Below are 17947 nucleotides of genomic sequence, written 5' to 3'. Positions count from 1 at the left end.
GTATCACTAAAAACCAAAGTTTAAATTATTACCTACTTAAATCTATAATTAGATAAAGTAGATTCAATTACAAAAAAATGAAAATAACCTTTTCTCTTTTATCTCTTATTATTTCATGGCTATTTTTTTCAACCCCCATGCTATCAACGGCCCAGTCAGCTGAACCTGAACATATTGTTTTAACATGGAAAAAAGACCCATCTCATTCACAAAGTGTGACTTGGAGGACAAGCCTAAAGCTTGAGCTACCCATCGCCCAAGTGTCAGTAGCTAGCTCAGTGGGTAGTATAACTGCTCATGATCAAACCTATCAAGCAACCATTCAAGAAATAAAAAGCTTAGTGGGTAAAAGTTATTACTATTATTCGGTAACCTTTGAAGGGCTTAAACCCGGTAGAATTTACAGATATAGGGTTGGAGAAATCGGCAATAAAATGAGTGAATGGAATCAATTCACTACTGCCGATAATACGAATGACCCCTACTCTTTTATTTATTTAGGGGATATACAAAATGAGATTTTAGCTTGGGGAAGTAGAACCATAAGGGCTGCATATGCCAAAGCTCCCAAGGCGGGATTTATGTTGTTTGCCGGAGATTTAATCAATGATGGACATCAGGATAGTCAATGGATAGAATGGTTTGAATCTTTAAGTCATATTCGAACGATGAAATCAATAGTACCGGTAATTGGAAACCATGAATACGACACCTACCCTAACGATCCGAATGAAGAGAAAATATCCATGTTTTGGCGACCTCAATTTGAGCTTCCGCTAAATGGTCCAAAGGGACTTGAAGAAAGTGTTTATTATATGGATTATAAGAACATGAGGCTTGTCGTTTTAAACAGCTTAGCCGCTTTAAAATCACCAGAAGATCTGCAAGTCCAAAGTAATTATCTAGATAAAGTATTGGCTGATAATCCACAAAAATGGACTGTCGTTTCATTCCACCACCCTTTTTTACTGCAAGAGATGGCAGGCATGGAAATTATCCGGAACTACGTGAAGCCTGGCAGCCTATATTAGAAAAATACAAGGTGGATCTTGTTCTTAAAGGTCATGACCATGTATACGCCAGAGGAGCCCATCAAACCAAAACAATCGATGTTCCTGATGGCCAAGTGGGACCAGTATATGTTGTATCTGTGGCTGGCCCTAAAATGTATGGAATTGTTCCTGAAAAACGCTGGATGGACAGGGCAGCTGTAAATACCCAATTGTATCAAGTGATTACGATTGATGGGGATTTGCTTCAATATCGCGCCTATACTGTTTTGGATGAGTTATATGACGCTTTTGATTTACAAAAGCTGAATAGCAGCTTCAATTTATTTACTGAGCATATCTCCACGCCAAAATATCCGGAAAATAGATTTCCTAATGGTTCAACTCTGCGCTAAAAACAATATACAAATCAGAAGCTGGACAGGTTTTTGACCATCCAGGTTCTGTATTGTTTTCCCATCTGCTACTTTTTGACCTTTTCTTTTAAATCACTGATTATTTTCTCTACAACAAAGCGATTACTTTCAAGGTCTATACCAACTTCTGCAGCCAAAGCTTCCAAATTAGGCTCTCTTTCAGAAGTTATGGCCGTCACAGCCAATCTAGCCAACTCATCCAATTTTTTCAATTCTTGATCAGATGCTTCTTCAGCATCTGGTTCGAATAAAAGTTCAAGCGGCATTAATTCTATTTCTTTCTTTAAAATTTCTTGGGCTGTTTGCTGCATGGAAGGTCGCAAATAAATATCTGCAATTTTATCCATACTCAATCCGAACTTATTCAAGGCATCAATGATTGCCTCAAACCCTTTTTCAGTTAAAGCTGTCGCCTGTATGGTCTGTTCTTTTTCATTGTAATAGGCTACTGCAAAGTGTGGCGATGCTTCCCACTCATGCAATCCAAGTCTATATACACCGCCTGTATAGGAAATATTAAAGGCCTGTTCCATCTCTTGCACCTGTGGAATAGAAGCCTTTTCTTCAGAAATTACCATCACCAAGGTTTCTCCCTCATGCACCACCGGCTGTTGGGTAGACCCTGCAAACAACATCATATATGGCACCGGATTTTTTTGCACGTCTTCCATTAGCGCCCCTTCATCTTCAATCATTGGATTGACCTCTGTAGCGAAAAATAAATATCGTCGGGACTAAAGCTTGCATAGCCTGATAGAGGACCGTAAGTTTGCCAGCAAGAACCATTAAAGCCTATCAGGTTAAACCATAATTCTTTATCTCCGTCTCTGTCGATTATGTCTTTTATAGAAGGGGAATACAATAAATAATTCTCACCTGTGAAGACATCTTCCATTTGGTAAAAATCTTTTTCAGGTTGCTCTTTAATTTCAGCAAAACTAAAGCGCCAAGGATTGGCAGATTGAAAAGCCATCCAATCCAACTTTTCTTTCTCAAGATTATTAATGGTAGAATGCTTTAGGTATTTGGTGATGAGTCCACCATCTTTCATCAATCGATGAATTATGTATTGAGATTTAAGCATGTCATACCATTGCCTACCAAATCTATCTGTAATGTGCCGATAGGCCTGTAGCTTTTGATCTGCCTCTTTCCCCAGCTTATCTTTTTCCGTAGCATAGGACAAAAGGAACCTGTCCAAAATGGCAACACTTAAGGCTGTATTATGATCACAAGCCATCTTTATTTTAAGAAAATCTTCCATGGCTAAAAGATAAGAGGAAATTAACTGTTCATCAAATGATTTTATTCCGGTAAGCAAAGAATCTGCTCAACAAATGCAACCATTCCAATACGACTATGTACTGACTTGGCTTATGAAACTCAGGCTTTCTATAACAAGAAATCTATAGGAAATCAGTTCTTTGAAGTTAAATGGATATTTAGCTGTATTAAGAAAAGTATCTCTACCCGAACAAGTCGGAACTTAAATACCTATCACCACGGTCACAAGTGATACAAACAATAAGACCTGAAGTTAAGGTTTTGGATAGTTCAATTGCGGCGTGCAGCGCGCCACCGCTACTCATTCCTCCTAAAATCCCTTCTTCCTTGGCCATTCTTCTTGTCATATGAGTAGCTTGTTCTTGGCTCACGTCAATGACTTGGTCTACCCTTTCCGGCTCAAATATTTTAGGTAAAAATTCAGGTGACCACCTTCTAATACCAGGGATACTGGAACCTTCGGTAGGCTGGGTCCCCACTATTTGAATGTCAGGATTTTGTTCTTTTAAAAATCTGGAGACTCCCATAATTGTCCCTGTCGTCCCCATTGCTGAAACAAAATGGGTTATTTCTCCATTTGTTGCTTCATAAATTTCCGGACCGGTAGTATGGTAGTGTGCCAAATAATTATCAGGATTAGAAAATTGATTGAGCATAAAGTAGCCTTGATCCTTAACCATTTGTTCGGCCAAGGTTCTGGAGTACTCAATGGACTTTTCTGCAGGAGTTAAGATAACTTTGGCCCCATAAGCTTCCATGGAAAGCACGCGTTCTCTCGTTGCGTTATCGGGCATTAACAATGTCATTTCAACCCCCAAAAGGTTGGCTACCATTGCCAAGGCTATCCCGGTATTTCCGGAAGTTGCTTCTACCAATTTGTCTCCTTTTGTAATCTCCCCTCTATCTAAGGCAGACTGAATCATATGGTAGGCTGCACGGTCTTTTACAGAGCCGCCGGGATTTTGCCCTTCTAGCTTGCAATAAATTTTAACCTTAGGATTTACAGGGATATTTTCAAGTTCAATTAAAGGGGTATTCCCTATTAATTCAAATAGCTTCATAGTTGTGATTATCAGGCTTCACTTTTCAACACATAAAAATCTGTGAGATTGGAGGCGTCATCTAGTAATTTTGTTTGATAGTAAATTTTACTTTTTGCCGGAATACTTTTCGTCAGCCAAACATTCCCCCCAACTACACTTCCTTCACCAATTACCGTATCTCCTCCCAAAATAGTAGCTCCGGCATAGATAACTACATCGTTCTCAATGGTTGGATGTCTTTTCTTATCAGCATCTTCTTTTTTCACACTCAAGGCCCCTAGCGTAACACCTTGATAAATTTTGACCCTATCTCCTACAATGGTGGTTTCACCAATTACTATCCCTGTGGCGTGATCAATGCAAAAAAATCTTCCAATACTTGCCCCGGGGTGAATATCCACACCGGTCTTGCTATGTGCATATTCTGTGATCATCCGAGGTATTAAGGCAACCCCCAAGCGATGTAGCAAGTGCGCTACTCTATAGGCAGAAATTGCATAGAATCCCGGATAACAGCGAATAATTTCAGTTTTTGACTTTGCTGCCGGATCCCCCTTATACATGGCATCCAAATCTTCATGTAATTTGTCATAAACTTCCTTCTCCAGTTTATCGAAAAATTCACAAGCCAATGCTTCTCCATCAGCCTTATGAAGCGCAACTTTTTTTGAGAATATCACTGAGTTGCAATCTTAACCCGGAGAATTTAACCTGCAAACTATCTTTATCTTTCAATACTTCATTGGCATGTTCAGGAAACATAAGTCCTAAAACTTCACCAAAAAAACGATTGATGACCTTGGGCGAAGGACAGCCAGGGCATAGGCTGTGGGCCTTTTGTAATCGGCTTAAGAATGGGTCCATACTATATTTACTACTTTAGAATACAAAACCGACACGGAAAACATATGGTTCATTATAATTTGACCTTTTGTTGTCATAACTGAAATTATACAAGGCCATGATATTCATTCCACCCCTATCTCCGAAAGGCACAAAATAACCTGCCCCTCCAAATAATGCAGGCACCCATTCTCTGTAATAAGTCACTTCATTATTAGAATCTAAATAAGGCACTTCCAAATTCAAGGATTCGTATTCGGCATGCAGAAATATTTGACGAAAAATATTGTACCGGTTAAATATCCTACCACCATAAACATGGGACATCCCATCTATATAATTCTTATTGTTGTAATACTGATAAGTAGCACCTACACCAGCAGAATACTTTTCAGTAATCATAGCTCCGGCCAAAGGGGAGATGTCTATATACGTAATTCTGCCTAGCTGCAAACTAAAGTTCCCACCAAAATACAGTCTATCTGACAAGGGAGGGTTATCTTCTTCATAGATAACTCGCTGAGCATGGACCTCATTATTAAGGTAACAAGCAAAAAAACCGCTATAAATGCGGATAAAACTGATTTATTCTTCCATAATGACATATAAGTCTTCCGTTTTTCTTTTCATTAAATAGCGCTCACGGGCAAATTTTTCAAGCAGCTCAAAATTGCTTAATAATTCCTCTCGCTCAATTTGGATTTTCTCCTTTCGTTCTTGATAAAATTCCTTTTGCTTTTCAAGTTCATTTAATTTAGAACGAAGTTTAAATTGACTGATGATATCATTGCTATCAATAAAAACCATCCAAGTAATGAATAAAACGGTAAAAACGAAGTAGAAGTTTTTGGTATACTTTAAATATTTGGCCATAATCTGCTTCAATGTTTGTACAAATATATCAAAAGAAATACAATCCTTTCTTCAAGGTACTCGAAAATAACGAGATTCCATTCTTTAAATTGAACTCTGAAAAGACAAATGACTAATCGAACCCATCATGTAAACGGTTAAAACTGCTTGTAAATTGTTAATTGAGCCAAACCAATTTTCTTAATTCCAAAGACCAAACTGGACAAATTAAAAATTACAGTTATGGTCCTCTGAAATTTACCTGTTGAAATCAATGCAAAAAAACCTTTTCAGGAGGTCCCTGAAAAGGTTAATTATTTATTTCTACTAAGGTTTAAAATTTCAAACCCGGGAAGTAAGCTGAATCGCCCAATTGTTCTTCAATTCTCAACAACTGGTTGTACTTGGCCATTCTGTCAGACCTAGAAGCAGAACCGGTTTTAATTTGTCCTGTATTCAATGCCACGGCAAGGTCTGCAATGGTAGAATCTTCAGTTTCACCGGAACGGTGAGACATAACAGATTTGTATTTATTTCTATGACACAAATCTACTGCATTGATGGTTTCTGTTAAAGAACCGATTTGATTTACTTTAACCAATAGAGCATTTGCGATATTTTCATCAATACCTTTCTGCAATCTATCTACATTGGTAACAAACAAGTCATCACCTACGATCTGAATTTTGTCACCAACATATTCTGTCATTAGTTTCCATCCTTCCCAGTCATCTTCTTGCATTCCATCTTCAATAGATTTGATAGGGTATTTGCTTACCCAATCTTTCCAGTAATCCGCCATTTGAGAAGAAGTCAACTCATCTCCGGTAGATTTTTTGAAAACATAAAGTCCTTTCTCTTCATCGTAAAATTCAGAAGAAGCAGCATCCATGGCAATAAAAACATCTTCACCTGGTCTAAAACCTGCCTTTTCAATGGCTTGAAGTACTACCTCAACAGCTTCAACATTTGAGCGTAAGTTAGGAGCAAATCCACCCTCATCGCCAACGTTTGTACTTAAACCTTTTGCTTTCAAGACAGCTTTTAGGTTATGAAAAATCTGAGTACCCATTCTCAAAGACTCAGAGAAAGAAGAAGCACCTGCAGGCATAACCATAAATTCTTGAAAATCGATGGCATTATCAGCGTGTGAACCTCCATTTAAGATGTTCATCATTGGCACAGGAAGTGTATTTGCATTCACTCCACCAATATACCTGTAAAGAGGCTGTCCGGACTCCATGGCTGCAGCCTTAGCTACTACTAGGGAAACACCCAATATTGCGTTAGCTCCAAGCTTTGACTTATTGTTGGTACCATCTAGGCTCAACATGATTTCGTCAATTTGGTTTTGCTCAAAAATATCAAAGCCGATAAGTTCAGGAGCGATAACATCATTTACATTAGCAACGGCTTTTAGCACACCTTTGCCCATATAAACATCTTTGTCATTGTCTCTTAGCTCAACAGCTTCGTGAACACCGGTTGAAGCGCCACTAGGAACAGCTGCCCTACCAAAGGCACCGGTTTCAGTAAAAACATCTACTTCTACAGTAGGGTTACCACGGGAGTCTAAAATTTGTCTTGCGTGGATCGATTGAATTAATGTCATATCAATATAAAGGTTAATGAATTATTTCTGAATTTGTGAAATAAATTGATCAAATAAATACCTTGAATCATGGGGGCCCGGAGAACTCTCAGGGTGATATTGAACGGAAAATGCGGGTTTATTTTTTAGTTTAATACCTGCAACCGTACCATCATTTAAGTGGTAATGGGTGATTTCCAATTCTTTATTGTTTTCAATATCATCTTTATTCACCACAAATCCATGATTTTGAGAGGTAATTTCGCTTTTCCCGGTCAAAATATTTTTGATTGGATGATTGAGGCCACGGTGGCCATGATGCATTTTATAAGTACCTACACCACAAGCTCTTGCCAGAATTTGATGGCCAAGGCAAATACCGAAAAGTGGTTTGCCCAAAGCTAGAATTTCTTTGGTGGTATCAACAGCGTATTCCATAACTGCAGGATCTCCGGGTCCATTGGAAAGGAAATAAGCATCCGGATTCCATTGTTCCATTTCCTGAAAGCTGGTTTTGGCAGGATAAACCTGACAGTAAATTCCTCTTTCTACTAAGCAACGTAAAATATTACGTTTGATGCCATAATCTACACAAGCGATTTTGATGGAGGAATCAGGATCCCCTACAAAGTAGGGACTTTTGGTAGAAACAGTGGAAGATAGTTCAAGCCCATTCATATCCGGAACCTTTTCCAATTCGGCCTTAAGACTTTCTACATCTTCATATTCAGAGCTAATGATGGCATTCATTGCTCCTTTGGACCGAATATGTCTTACCAATTTTCGTGTATCTACATCGGCAATACCGGTAATGTTATGATTTTCAAGGTATTCCTGAAGAGAAGATTTTGCATCCAACCTACTGTATACATTAGAGAAGTCATTGACAACAATTCCAGCGATCAAAGGTGCATCGGATTCTGCTTCTTCATCAATCACACCGTAATTTCCAATATGGGGTGTGGTATTGACAATAATTTGCCCTGTATAGGATGGGTCAGTATAAATCTCTTGATAGCCGGTCATCCCTGTATTGAAACAGATTTCACCTCCATTGGTGCCATGGCTCCCAACAAGGCTTCCAGTAAATACAGTACCATCAGCTAAAAGAAGTATTGCTTTTTTCTTTTTCATATCAAATTTTGCTATGCAAATTTAAGAATTTTCTAATTTGTAGAAAGCTTTCGGCGAAAAGGATATAAAAAAAGGGACTGAACAAAAAGTCCAATCCCTATTAAATATTAAAGAAAGAATAGCATAGATTAGATTACTCTGCTTTTTTATCTTCATCCTTATTTTCAGTCTTATCATCTGAAACATCCGCAGAAGCATCTGCTTCAGGCGCCTTTTCAGCTTCGGGACTATCCTTAGCTTCAGTTGTAGGAGCAGCTTCTGATGTTCCTTTACCGGAACCTCTTCTACTTCTTCTACTAGCTTTCTTAACAGGTTTGTCTTCTTTCAACATTAATTCGTTGAAATCAACCAATTCGATGATACACATTTCAGCATTATCACCCAATCTAAAACCTGTTTTAATAATCCTTGTATATCCACCAGGACGGTTACCAACTTTTTCTACTACTTCTCCAAAAAGAAGTTTAATAGCTTCCTTATTTCTAAGATAGCTAAATGTTATCCTTCTATTGTGGGTAGTATCTTCTTTGGCTTTAGTAATCAAAGGTTCGATATATTTCCTCAACTCTTTGGCTTTGGCAAGGGTGGTACTGATACGCTTGTGTTCCAAAAGAGACTTGGCCATATTCGAAAGCATGGCCTTTCTATGTGAGGCGGTTCTACCCAAATGGTTAAATTTCTTACCGTGTCTCATTTTTAATTATTCTTCATCAAGTTTATACTTAGACAGATCCATACCGAAGGTCAAGCCTTTTTCCTGGATTAGTTGTTCCAATTCTGCCAAAGATTTCTTACCAAAGTTCCTGAATTTCATCATGTCAGAAATTTCAAGTTTGGCAAGATCTCCCAGACTTTTCACGTCAGCAGCTTTCAAACAATTGTAAGCTCTGACAGAAAGATCCAAATCGCTCAAAGAAGTTTTAAGCAATTTCCTCATGTGAAGGTATTCCTCATCAATTGGTTCGATTGCACCACTTCCCGGAGCATCAATAACCATTGTTTGATCAGAAAACAACATGAAGTGTTGAATCAATATCTTGGCAGATTCTTGTAGGGCTTTTTCAGGATGTATCGATCCATCAGTGCTAACTTCCATGATTAATTGTTCATAGTCAGTCTTTTGCTCTACCCTGGTATTTTCGATTCTGTATTTTACATTCTTAATAGGAGTAAAAACAGCATCAACTGAAATAGTACCATAAATCTGTTCTTTAGGCTTGGACTCTTCTGCGGGAAGATATCCTCTGCCTTTATCGATTGTAAGTTCTATTTCGAGACTCTTTGATTTATCCAAGTGACATATGACCAAATCAGGATTCAAAACTTCAAAAGAGGTTGTGTATTTGGCAATATCACCTGCTGTAAAAACATCCTGATTTTTGACTTCCACTGTAATTTTATTATCAATGGCATCATGGATCTTTTTAAATCTAACCTGCTTAAGGTTAAGGATAATATCTGTAACGTCTTCAACCACTCCCTCAATACTGGAAAATTCATGCACTACACCGGGTAATTTAACGGCTGTAATAGCATATCCTTCCAGTGAAGACAAAAGAATCCTTCTGAGGGCATTTCCGATGGTAACCCCGTACCCTTTTTCAAGTGGCTTAAAGGTAAACAGTCCGTGAAAATCGTCTGCTTTTTCCATTACCACTTTCTCTGGCATTTGAAATGCTAATATGGACATATCTTTTATTCTTTTTATAGGAATGTAAATGATTACTTAGAGTACAATTCAACGATAAGCTGTTCTTTGATGTTCTCAGGAATATCTTCTCTTAAGGGAACACTTACAAACTTACCACTTAGGGACGTATTGTCCCATTCCAACCAACTGAATCTGGTTGTTCCTTTGCCTCTTAAACTTTCGGTTATTGCTTCTAATGATTTAGATTTCTCTCTTACTGCAACAACATCACCTGGCTTCAACTGAAAAGATGGAATATTTACAACGGTACCATTCACAAGAATATGTTTGTGAGATACCAACTGACGTGCTCCTCTTCTAGTTGGAGCAATTCCTAGTCTATAAACCGAGTTATCCAAACGGCCTTCCAACAATTGCAACAAATTTTCACCGGTAACGCCTTTTTTCCTAGAAGCGATATCGAACATTTTAGCAAATTGTCTTTCCAATACACCATAGATGTATTTAGCCTTTTGTTTCTCCATCAATTGGATAGCAAATTCAGACTGTTTTTTACGTCTTCCTCTGCCATGCATTCCCGGAGGATAATTTTTCTTTTGAAGCACTTTGCTTTGCCCTTCAATGGGCTCGCCAAATTTTCTGGCAATTTTTGCTTTTGGACCTCTATATCTAGCCATGCTATATTTTCTTTAAATTAAACTCTTCTGCGTTTTGGAGGACGACAACCGTTGTGAGGTAGTGGGGTAACATCAGTAATGGTAGTTACATCCAATCCTACATTTTGTAGTGTTCTGATAGCAGATTCTCTACCTGCTCCAGGACCTTTTACAAATACTTCGATCTTCCTCAGACCGAGGTCATACGCAACCTGCCCACAGTTTTGAGCAGCCATTTGAGCAGCATAAGGAGTGTTCTTTTTAGAACCCCTGAATCCCATCTTACCAGCAGAAGCCCAAGAAATCACTTGTCCTGAATTGTTGGTGATGGAAATAATGATATTGTTGAAAGAAGCTTTGATATGGGCCTGTCCCACAGCTTCAACTTTAACAACCCGCTTCTTAGCCTTTGTCTTTTCGTTTCTTTTCTGAGCCATAATCTATGTCAGGATTTATTTAGTCGCTTTCTTCTTGTTGGCAACAGTTTTTCTCTTACCTTTTCTGGTTCTAGCGTTGTTTTTGGTTTTTTGACCACGAACAGGAAGTCCTTTTCTGTGTCTCAAACCTCTGTAACAACCAATGTCCATCAACCTCTTGATACTCAACTGTACTTCAGATTTAAGTACACCTTCAGTCTTGAATTCTTCAGAAATGATGTTCCTGATAGCAGTAGATTCATCATCTGTCCACTCTCCGGCTTTCTTGTCTAAAGAAATACCTGCTTTATCTAGTATGGCTTTAGCCGTACTTCTGCCGATACCAAAAATATAGGTAAGGCCTATTACACCACGTTTATTGTCCGGTATATCGACACCTGCAATTCTAGCCATAGTATTTAACCTTGTCTTTGTTTAAACTTCGGATTTTTTTGTTGATGACATAAAGCTTCCCTTTTCGTCGGATCACTTTACAGTCAGCACTTCTTTTCTTAATAGATGCTTTAACTTTCATATCAATACTAATTTTCCTATTTGATACTCCTTAATCGCTCCCTACCTTACTTGTATCGATAGACAATTCTACCTTTTGTAAGATCATAAGGGGACATTTCTAACTTAACTTTATCCCCGGGCAAAATTTTGATGTAGTTCATCCGCATCTTGCCGGAAATATGTGCAATCAATTGGTGACCATTCTCAAGTTCCACCTTAAACATTGCATTAGACAATGCTTCTACGATGGTACCGTCCTGTTCAATAGATGCTTGTTTAGCCATAATTAAAATTTATAATTCTCTTCTATAAAACGATGTGTTGTTAAGATTTCAGTTCTATCTTCTAGGATAGCAACAGTATGTTCATAATGAGCAGAAGGCTTTCTATCAGCAGTTCTGATGGTCCAACCATCTCGTTCTTGAACAACATTACGGGTTCCTAGATTAACCATTGGCTCTATTGCTATAACCATCCCCGCTTTAAGCTTAGCGCCACTACCTCTTTTTCCCCAATTGGGTACTTCAGGTGATTCGTGCAGCTGCTTACCAACTCCATGACCAACTAATTCTCTAACAACAGTATATCCTTTTGCCTCTACAAATTTTTGTATTGCATTACCGATATCACCTACACGGTTACCAAAAACCGCTTTTTCTATCCCTAAATAAAGGGATTCCTTTGTAGCTTTTAAAAGTGCAATCGTTTTGGGAGAAACTTCACCAACAGGGTAAGTATAAGCGGAATCGCTATGAAAACCTTGGTGAAAGACTCCACAATCTATTGAGATTATATCGCCATCTTTCAATTGATATTGACTTGGAAATCCATGAACAACTACTTCATTCACAGAAATACAAAGTGAAGCCGGGAAACCATTGTATCCTTTAAAGGATGGAATGGCTTTATTATCCCGGATATATTCTTCAGCAATTTTATCTAAAAAAGAGGTCTTTACCCCTTCTTTCACATGTTTGGCTACTTCACCGTGCGCTTTTCCTAAAATCAGCGCACTTTCCTTAATTATTTCAATTTCTTCTTCAGACTTAAACTGTATCATATTTAAGCCACTGCATAACTTGAAGGATCATTTTTCATGTTTCCACTTTTCATCATGCCTTCGTAATGTCTCATCAACAGATAACTTTCAATCTGACGAAGTGTATCCAAGATAACTCCAACCATAATCAACAGTGAGGTACCTCCATAAAATTGGGCAAACTCACTACTCACCCCTGCAATGATGGCAAAAGCCGGCATAATTGCAACAAGTGCTAATAAAATGGATCCGGGCAAAGTAATCCTAGAAATAATATTGTCAATGAAGTCAGCAGTAGGTCCCCCGGGTTTGATACCTGGAACAAAGCCGCCATTTCTTTTCATATCCTCAGCAATCTGTTCCGGGTTTACGGTAATTGCAGTATAGAAAAAGGTGAAAAGTATGATCATTACAGCAAAGACAAGATTGTATTGCCAGGAAGTGAAATCACTAAAGGTTGTGCCAATATAAGATGCTATATCACTGTCTTCTGCCCAAATTTGAGCAATCAAGGCAGGTAAAAACATCAGAGACTGGGCAAAGATAATGGGCATAACACCGGAAGCATTGACTTTAATGGGGATATATTGACGTTGACCGCCATACACTTTACCTCCCACTACTTGCTTGGCATATTGCACCGGGATTCTCCTTACTGCTTCTGTAAGTGCTACAACACCTACTACAACAAAGAATAGAATCACAGCTTCTAGAAGTAATAATAAGATACCTCCGCCACCTTTAGACAAACTTTCAGAGATAATGGCTCCGGGTAAGGCCGATATGATACCAATCATAATCAACATAGAGATACCATTTCCAATTCCCTTTTCAGTAATCTTCTCACCTATCCACATACAGAACATCGTTCCTGCAGTTAATAAAATAAGAGCAGATGTCATGAAAAGCGTTTTGTTAATAACAATGGCTTCATCAGGAATAGTAGCAGTAATATAACCAACTCCCTGAGCCAAAGTAATTAGGATGGTTAACACTCTGGTAATCTGATTGATCCGCTTTCTTCCGGATTCACCTTCCTTTTGTAATTTTTGAAAATAGGGTACGCCAACAGTCAACAATTGCAAAACAATTGAAGCAGATATATAGGGCATAATACCCAAGCCAAAGATGGACGCCCTACTGAAAGAACCACCTAAAAAGGTATCAATCAATCCGAATATACCAGTGGCAGCCTCTCCAAGGCGACTTGGATCAACACCTGGTAAGACGACAAAGGATCCAATTCTAAAAACAATTAGCAAACCAATTGTATTTAAGATTCTGATTCTTAAATCCTCAATCGAAAAGATGTTCTTTACTGTTGTAATAAACTTTTTCATGTATTAAATCTTATTTACAGATCCTCCAACTTTTTCAATCGCCGCTATGGCACTAGCAGAGAAACTGTGGGCACTTACATTTATTTTTGAAGTAAGTTCGCCTCTTCCTAGGACTTTTACAAGATCTTTTTGGAAACTAAGCCATTTTCATGTAAAACATCAAAATCTATACTCTCAATATTAAGCTTAGCAGCCAATTCTTGGATAGTATCAAGATTTACGGCTTGATAGGCAACCCTATTGTGATTCGTAAATCCAAATTTTGGTACCCTACGTTGTAAAGGCATTTGACCACCTTCAAAACCTAGTTTGGTTTTGTAACCAGATCTGGATTTCGCACCTTTATGACCTTTAGTGGATGTACCTCCTCTTCCAGAACCCTGACCTCTACCGATCCTTTTTCTGGTTTTTGTGGAGCCTTCCGCTGGTTTTAATGTATGTAATTTCATTTTACTTAGATTTTCGATTGGTTTAAAAATTGAACAACTGTAAAGTCAGTCAATTTTAAACTTCTTGTACCTTAACTAGATGGCTAATTTTTTGGATCATACCTTGTAACTGCGGAGTATTCTCTTTCTCTACAGTTTTGTTGATCTTGCCTAATCCTAAAGCCGTAATGGTAGCTTTTTGGGATTTTGGTCTATTGATTGTACTCCGTATTTGAGTGATTTGTAGTTTTGCCATTTTCCTAACCGTTAAAAACTTTAGAAATTTTTACCCTTCTCTGTTGAGAAACAGCAATAGCATCTCTCAATTTCATAAGCGCTTCTATGGTCGCTTTTACCACATTATGTGGGTTGGAAGAACCTTTAGACTTGGCAAGGATGTCTGTGTAACCAGCACTTTCCAATACGGCACGCATAGAACCACCGGCCAAAACTCCAGTACCAGGGGCTGCAGGTTTAATCAAAACCAATCCGCCGCCATACTTACCCAACTGTTCGTGCGGGATAGTACCTTTAAGCAATGGAACTTTAATCAAATTCTTCTTAGCATCTTCTATACCTTTGGTTATGGCATCTGTTACCTCATTGGCTTTACCTAAGCCATAACCAACTACTCCGTTACCATCACCAACAACAACGATTGCAGAAAAGGAGAATCTACGTCCACCTTTCACAACCTTTGCTACACGATTAATGGCAACAACTTTTTCGGTTAATTCTGTATCTGTAGCCCTGATGGGTCTTTTACTTACTTGGGACATAATGATTAAAATTTAAGGCCTCCTTCTCTGGCACCTTCTGCCAAAGCTTTTACATTTCCATGATAAAGATATCCACTTCTGTCAAAAACAACTTCGTTCAACCCATTGGAAACAGCTTTCTCAGCTAATTTTTTACCAACTTCTTTAGAAACAGATACGTTTACATTCTTTTTAGCACCCAACTCTTTGGATGAAGCTGCTGCAAGAGTTTGACCTTTCAAATCGTCAATCAATTGTGCGTATATTCCTGTATTACTTTTGAACACAGAAAGTCTTGGCCTGGCATCAGTACCTGAAATTTTCCTTCGGATACCTCTCTTAATTCTCAGTCTTCTAGTTTTTTTCTTGAAAGCCATCTTCTAATTATTTTTTAGCGGCAGTTTTACCAGCTTTACGTCTAATAATTTCTCCTACAAACCTTACACCTTTACCTTTGAAAGGCTCAACTTTACGTAGTGATCTTATTTTAGCAGCTACCTGACCTATTAATTCCTTGTCGATACTCTCTAAAGTAACCAAAGGGTTTTTACCTTTAGGGGTTTCTGTTTTGACAGCAACTTCATCAGGGACCATCAAAAAGATGTTATGTGAATATCCCAGAGAAAGCTCAAGAATTTGACCTTGATTTGCGGCTTTATAACCCACACCTACCAGTTCCAATTCTTTTTGTAACCTTCGCTTACACCTATCACCATGTTGTTTAGCAATGAACGATAAAGTCCATGCAATGATTTGTGGCGTTTCGAGTCCGTTGGTCTACTAATGACCAAGTTACCTTCTTTATTTTCTACTTCAAAATCAGGATGAACATCCTGAGTCAGCGTACCTTTGGGACCTTTAACAGTTATCTGATTATGATCAGCAACGTCTACAGTCACACCCGCAGGTAGATTTATCGGTTTTTTACCTATTCTAGACATATCAATTTATTAGTAAACGTAACAAAGCACTTCGCCACCAATTCCTTCAACTCGGGCTTCTTTGTCAGTCATCACTCCTTTTGACGTAGAAAGAATTGCGATTCCCAAACCATTAATTACTCTAGGAAGAGATTCTTTATCTACATATTTTCTTAAACCTGGCTTACTTACTCTTGTAAGATTAACAATAGAATTAACCTTTGTTTGAGGATTGTACTTCAGGGCTATTTTGATAGTTCCCTGTGGTCCATCCTCAACAAATTTATAATTCTGAATGTACCCTTTTTCATGAAGAACTTTAGTAAGTTCTTTTTTCATGTTTGAAGCAGGTATTTCTACTATCCGGTGAGCTGCCTTGATGGCATTCCTCAACCTGGTTAGATAATCAGCTATTGGATCAGTCATATTTGTATTAGTCTAACTACAAAACCCTAACGGGCCTGCAAAGTTACACAATGAAATTAAGAATAAAAACTATTATATAATTTTTACCAGCTAGACTTGGTTACACCCGGAATTTTACCAGCAGAAGCCATTTCTCTAAAAGTAACCCGATTGATGCCAAATTTTCTCATATATCCTTTCGGACGGCCGGTAAGTTTGCAACGATTGTGAAGTCTTACTGGTGAAGCATTTTTTGGAAGTTTATCCAAAGCTTCGTAGTCACCTGCTGCTTTAAGTTCCGCGCGCTTATGGGCATACTTGGCCACCATGCGTTCTCTTTTTCTTTCGCGGGCTTTAATCGATTCTCTTGCCATGATTATTCTTCTTTATTGTTATTAACGAATGGCATTCCAAGAGACTTCAACAATGCATGTGCCTCTTCATCAGTTTTTGCGGTAGTCACCAAAGTGATGTCCATACCAGAAATTCTGTTGACTTTCTCAATACTGATTTCAGGGAAAATAATTTGTTCTGTTACACCCAAAGTATAATTTCCTCTGCCATCAAATCCTTTGTCAGAAATGCCTTTAAAATCCCTCACCCTTGGAAGCGCAATGCTTACCAAACGATCAAGGAATTCATACATTTTATACCCTCTAAGCGTCACTTTTGCACCGATAGGCATTCCATCTCTCAATTTAAAGTTAGAGATAGAATTTTTGGCTTTGGTTGCAACAGCTCTCTGACCGGTAATCAAAGTAAGTTCTTCAACACCTTGATCTACGAGTTTTTTATCTGCTACAGCTGCACCAATACCTTTATTCAATACAATTTTGGTCAACTTAGGAACTTCCATCACACTCTGAAATTGAAATTTTTCTTTCAATTCAGATTTGATTTCGCTATCGAATTTTTCTTTTAATCTAGGTTTAGCCATTGATCACCTCCCCGGTTTTCTTAGAGTACCTTACTAATTTTCCGTCCTCATCCTTTTTTCTGCCAATTCTAGTAGCTTCTCCACTTTTAGGATCAACCAACTTAAGATTACTGATATGGATGGGCGCCTCTTTCTTTTCTATACCGCCTTGAGGAGAGTTGGTGGTTGGTTTAATATGTTTGGTTACCATATTCAAACCTTCTACGATTGCTCTTCTTTTGGCTCGGTCAACAGAAAGGATCTTACCTTTGTTGCCTTTATCATCTCCTGCGATAACCAATACGGTATCTCCGGTTTTGATATGCAATTTTGGTTGTTTATTAAATTTTCTTTCCATGATTACAATACTTCAGGGGCTAACGATACAATTTTCATAAACTGCTTTTCCCTAAGTTCCCTGGCAACTGGGCCAAAAATACGGGTTCCTCTAGGTTCGTCATTGTTGTTTAAAAGCACAGCCGCATTGTCTTCAAATCGAATATACGAACCATCTTTTCTTCGGACTTCTTTTTTGGTCCTTACAATTACCGCTTTAGAAACGGTACCTTTTTTCATATTACTGGATGATAGGGCTGATTTCACAGTGACTACAACCTTGTCTCCAATAGAGGCATACCTTCTTTTGGTTCCTCCCAAAACACGGATGACAAGTACTTCTTTTGCACCTGAATTATCCGCAACACTTAATCTGGATTCTTGCTGTATCAT

25 protein-coding genes and 4 pseudogenes are annotated in these 17947 nt (G+C 38.3%); 2 read left to right on the top strand and 27 right to left on the bottom strand.

The genetic code is table 11. The annotated features are described in order from the left end of the window. Positions 1-137 precede the first annotated feature (137 nt). Together WG932_RS26100 and WG932_RS26095 are read left to right on the top strand one after the other, a co-directional pair. Complete coding sequence (locus tag WG932_RS26100; protein ID WP_483085885.1) at positions 138-1031, top strand: purple acid phosphatase family protein; 894 nt, start codon at positions 138-140, stop codon at positions 1029-1031. Then, positions 935-1405: a hypothetical protein gene (locus WG932_RS26095; RefSeq protein WP_483088767.1), complete on the top strand. Its 471-nt coding sequence runs from the start codon at positions 935-937 to the stop codon at positions 1403-1405. Before WG932_RS26100 ends, WG932_RS26095 begins: the two co-directional genes overlap by 97 nt. Positions 1406-1473: 68 nt before the next feature. On the opposite strand, the gene WG932_RS26090 is transcribed toward WG932_RS26095, so the two are convergent. The 27 genes and pseudogenes from WG932_RS26090 to rplN form a co-directional block, all read right to left on the bottom strand. Further along, a complete protein-coding gene (locus WG932_RS26090) occupies positions 1474-2121 on the bottom strand; it encodes a hypothetical protein (protein ID WP_483085884.1) in 648 nt (215 codons plus the stop codon). After that, a complete protein-coding gene (locus tag WG932_RS26085; protein WP_483085883.1) occupies positions 2118-2747 on the bottom strand; it encodes a hypothetical protein in 630 nt (209 codons plus the stop codon). Before WG932_RS26085 ends, WG932_RS26090 begins: the two co-directional genes overlap by 4 nt. Positions 2748-2892: 145 nt before the next feature. Then, positions 2893-3771: a cysteine synthase CysM gene (gene cysM, locus WG932_RS26080; RefSeq protein WP_014020654.1), complete on the bottom strand. Its 879-nt coding sequence runs from the start codon at positions 3769-3771 to the stop codon at positions 2893-2895. A gap of 11 nt (positions 3772-3782) precedes the next feature. After that, positions 3783-4617: pseudogene (locus WG932_RS26075) on the bottom strand (serine O-acetyltransferase). A 15-nt stretch (positions 4618-4632) separates the two neighbouring features. Beyond that, positions 4633-5085, bottom strand: a complete 453-nt coding sequence (locus WG932_RS26070) for a hypothetical protein (protein ID WP_483085882.1) — start codon at positions 5083-5085, stop codon at positions 4633-4635. A 96-nt stretch (positions 5086-5181) separates the two neighbouring features. Continuing rightward, entirely contained in the window at positions 5182-5469 is a 288-nt protein-coding gene (locus WG932_RS26065; protein ID WP_014020651.1) for an FtsB family cell division protein, read from the bottom strand. A 313-nt stretch (positions 5470-5782) separates the two neighbouring features. Continuing rightward, on the bottom strand, positions 5783-7060 hold the full coding sequence (eno, locus tag WG932_RS26060) for a phosphopyruvate hydratase (protein ID WP_483085881.1): 1278 nt from the start codon (positions 7058-7060) through the stop codon (positions 5783-5785). Positions 7061-7081: 21 nt separating this feature from the next. Beyond that, entirely contained in the window at positions 7082-8173 is a 1092-nt protein-coding gene (gene carA / locus WG932_RS26055; RefSeq protein ID WP_014020649.1) for a glutamine-hydrolyzing carbamoyl-phosphate synthase small subunit, read from the bottom strand. Positions 8174-8306: 133 nt separating this feature from the next. Further along, the gene (gene rplQ, locus WG932_RS26050) at positions 8307-8867 is read right to left on the bottom strand and encodes a 50S ribosomal protein L17 (RefSeq protein ID WP_149393408.1); all 561 of its coding nucleotides are present in this window, start codon (positions 8865-8867) and stop codon (positions 8307-8309) included. A gap of 6 nt (positions 8868-8873) precedes the next feature. After that, positions 8874-9863: a DNA-directed RNA polymerase subunit alpha gene (locus tag WG932_RS26045; protein WP_014020647.1), complete on the bottom strand. Its 990-nt coding sequence runs from the start codon at positions 9861-9863 to the stop codon at positions 8874-8876. A gap of 32 nt (positions 9864-9895) precedes the next feature. Further along, the gene (rpsD, locus tag WG932_RS26040; RefSeq protein ID WP_014020646.1) at positions 9896-10501 is read right to left on the bottom strand and encodes a 30S ribosomal protein S4; all 606 of its coding nucleotides are present in this window, start codon (positions 10499-10501) and stop codon (positions 9896-9898) included. A gap of 17 nt (positions 10502-10518) precedes the next feature. After that, positions 10519-10917 (bottom strand): 30S ribosomal protein S11, encoded by a 399-nt coding sequence (gene rpsK, locus WG932_RS26035; protein ID WP_014020645.1) that lies wholly within the window; start codon positions 10915-10917, stop codon positions 10519-10521. Positions 10918-10932: 15 nt separating this feature from the next. Beyond that, positions 10933-11310, bottom strand: coding sequence for a 30S ribosomal protein S13 (gene rpsM, locus WG932_RS26030; RefSeq protein WP_014020644.1), 378 nt, complete (start codon positions 11308-11310; stop codon positions 10933-10935). A 5-nt stretch (positions 11311-11315) separates the two neighbouring features. Then, positions 11316-11431, bottom strand: a pseudogene (gene rpmJ / locus WG932_RS26025) (50S ribosomal protein L36). Between the two features lie 46 nt (positions 11432-11477). Further along, positions 11478-11696 (bottom strand): translation initiation factor IF-1, encoded by a 219-nt coding sequence (gene infA, locus WG932_RS26020; protein ID WP_014020643.1) that lies wholly within the window; start codon positions 11694-11696, stop codon positions 11478-11480. Positions 11697-11698: 2 nt separating this feature from the next. Continuing rightward, positions 11699-12472 (bottom strand): type I methionyl aminopeptidase, encoded by a 774-nt coding sequence (map, locus tag WG932_RS26015; RefSeq protein ID WP_014020642.1) that lies wholly within the window; start codon positions 12470-12472, stop codon positions 11699-11701. A 2-nt stretch (positions 12473-12474) separates the two neighbouring features. After that, the gene (gene secY, locus WG932_RS26010; protein WP_014020641.1) at positions 12475-13791 is read right to left on the bottom strand and encodes a preprotein translocase subunit SecY; all 1317 of its coding nucleotides are present in this window, start codon (positions 13789-13791) and stop codon (positions 12475-12477) included. A 3-nt stretch (positions 13792-13794) separates the two neighbouring features. Next, positions 13795-14240 (bottom strand): annotated as a pseudogene (gene rplO / locus WG932_RS26005) (50S ribosomal protein L15). Positions 14241-14295: 55 nt separating this feature from the next. Next, entirely contained in the window at positions 14296-14475 is a 180-nt protein-coding gene (rpmD, locus tag WG932_RS26000; RefSeq protein ID WP_014020639.1) for a 50S ribosomal protein L30, read from the bottom strand. A gap of 4 nt (positions 14476-14479) precedes the next feature. Continuing rightward, complete coding sequence (gene rpsE, locus WG932_RS25995) at positions 14480-14998, bottom strand: 30S ribosomal protein S5 (protein ID WP_014020638.1); 519 nt, start codon at positions 14996-14998, stop codon at positions 14480-14482. 5 nt (positions 14999-15003) lie between these two features. Then, positions 15004-15354, bottom strand: a complete 351-nt coding sequence (gene rplR / locus WG932_RS25990; protein WP_014020637.1) for a 50S ribosomal protein L18 — start codon at positions 15352-15354, stop codon at positions 15004-15006. Between the two features lie 7 nt (positions 15355-15361). Continuing rightward, positions 15362-15918, bottom strand: a pseudogene (gene rplF / locus WG932_RS25985) (50S ribosomal protein L6). 9 nt (positions 15919-15927) lie between these two features. Beyond that, on the bottom strand, positions 15928-16323 hold the full coding sequence (rpsH, locus tag WG932_RS25980; protein ID WP_014020635.1) for a 30S ribosomal protein S8: 396 nt from the start codon (positions 16321-16323) through the stop codon (positions 15928-15930). A gap of 83 nt (positions 16324-16406) precedes the next feature. After that, a complete protein-coding gene (rpsN, locus tag WG932_RS25975; protein WP_014020634.1) occupies positions 16407-16676 on the bottom strand; it encodes a 30S ribosomal protein S14 in 270 nt (89 codons plus the stop codon). A gap of 2 nt (positions 16677-16678) precedes the next feature. Then, a complete protein-coding gene (gene rplE, locus WG932_RS25970; protein WP_014020633.1) occupies positions 16679-17239 on the bottom strand; it encodes a 50S ribosomal protein L5 in 561 nt (186 codons plus the stop codon). Further along, positions 17232-17576 carry a 50S ribosomal protein L24 gene (rplX, locus tag WG932_RS25965; protein ID WP_014020632.1) on the bottom strand — a complete coding sequence of 115 codons (345 nt, stop codon included), beginning with the start codon at positions 17574-17576 and terminating at the stop codon, positions 17232-17234. Before rplX ends, rplE begins: the two co-directional genes overlap by 8 nt. Before the next feature lie 2 nt (positions 17577-17578). After that, positions 17579-17947, bottom strand: a complete 369-nt coding sequence (rplN, locus tag WG932_RS25960) for a 50S ribosomal protein L14 (RefSeq protein ID WP_014020631.1) — start codon at positions 17945-17947, stop codon at positions 17579-17581.

It is taken from the genome of Cyclobacterium sp. SOCE241, assembly GCF_056867545.1.
This window is presented reverse-complemented; position numbering and strand designations above follow the sequence as displayed.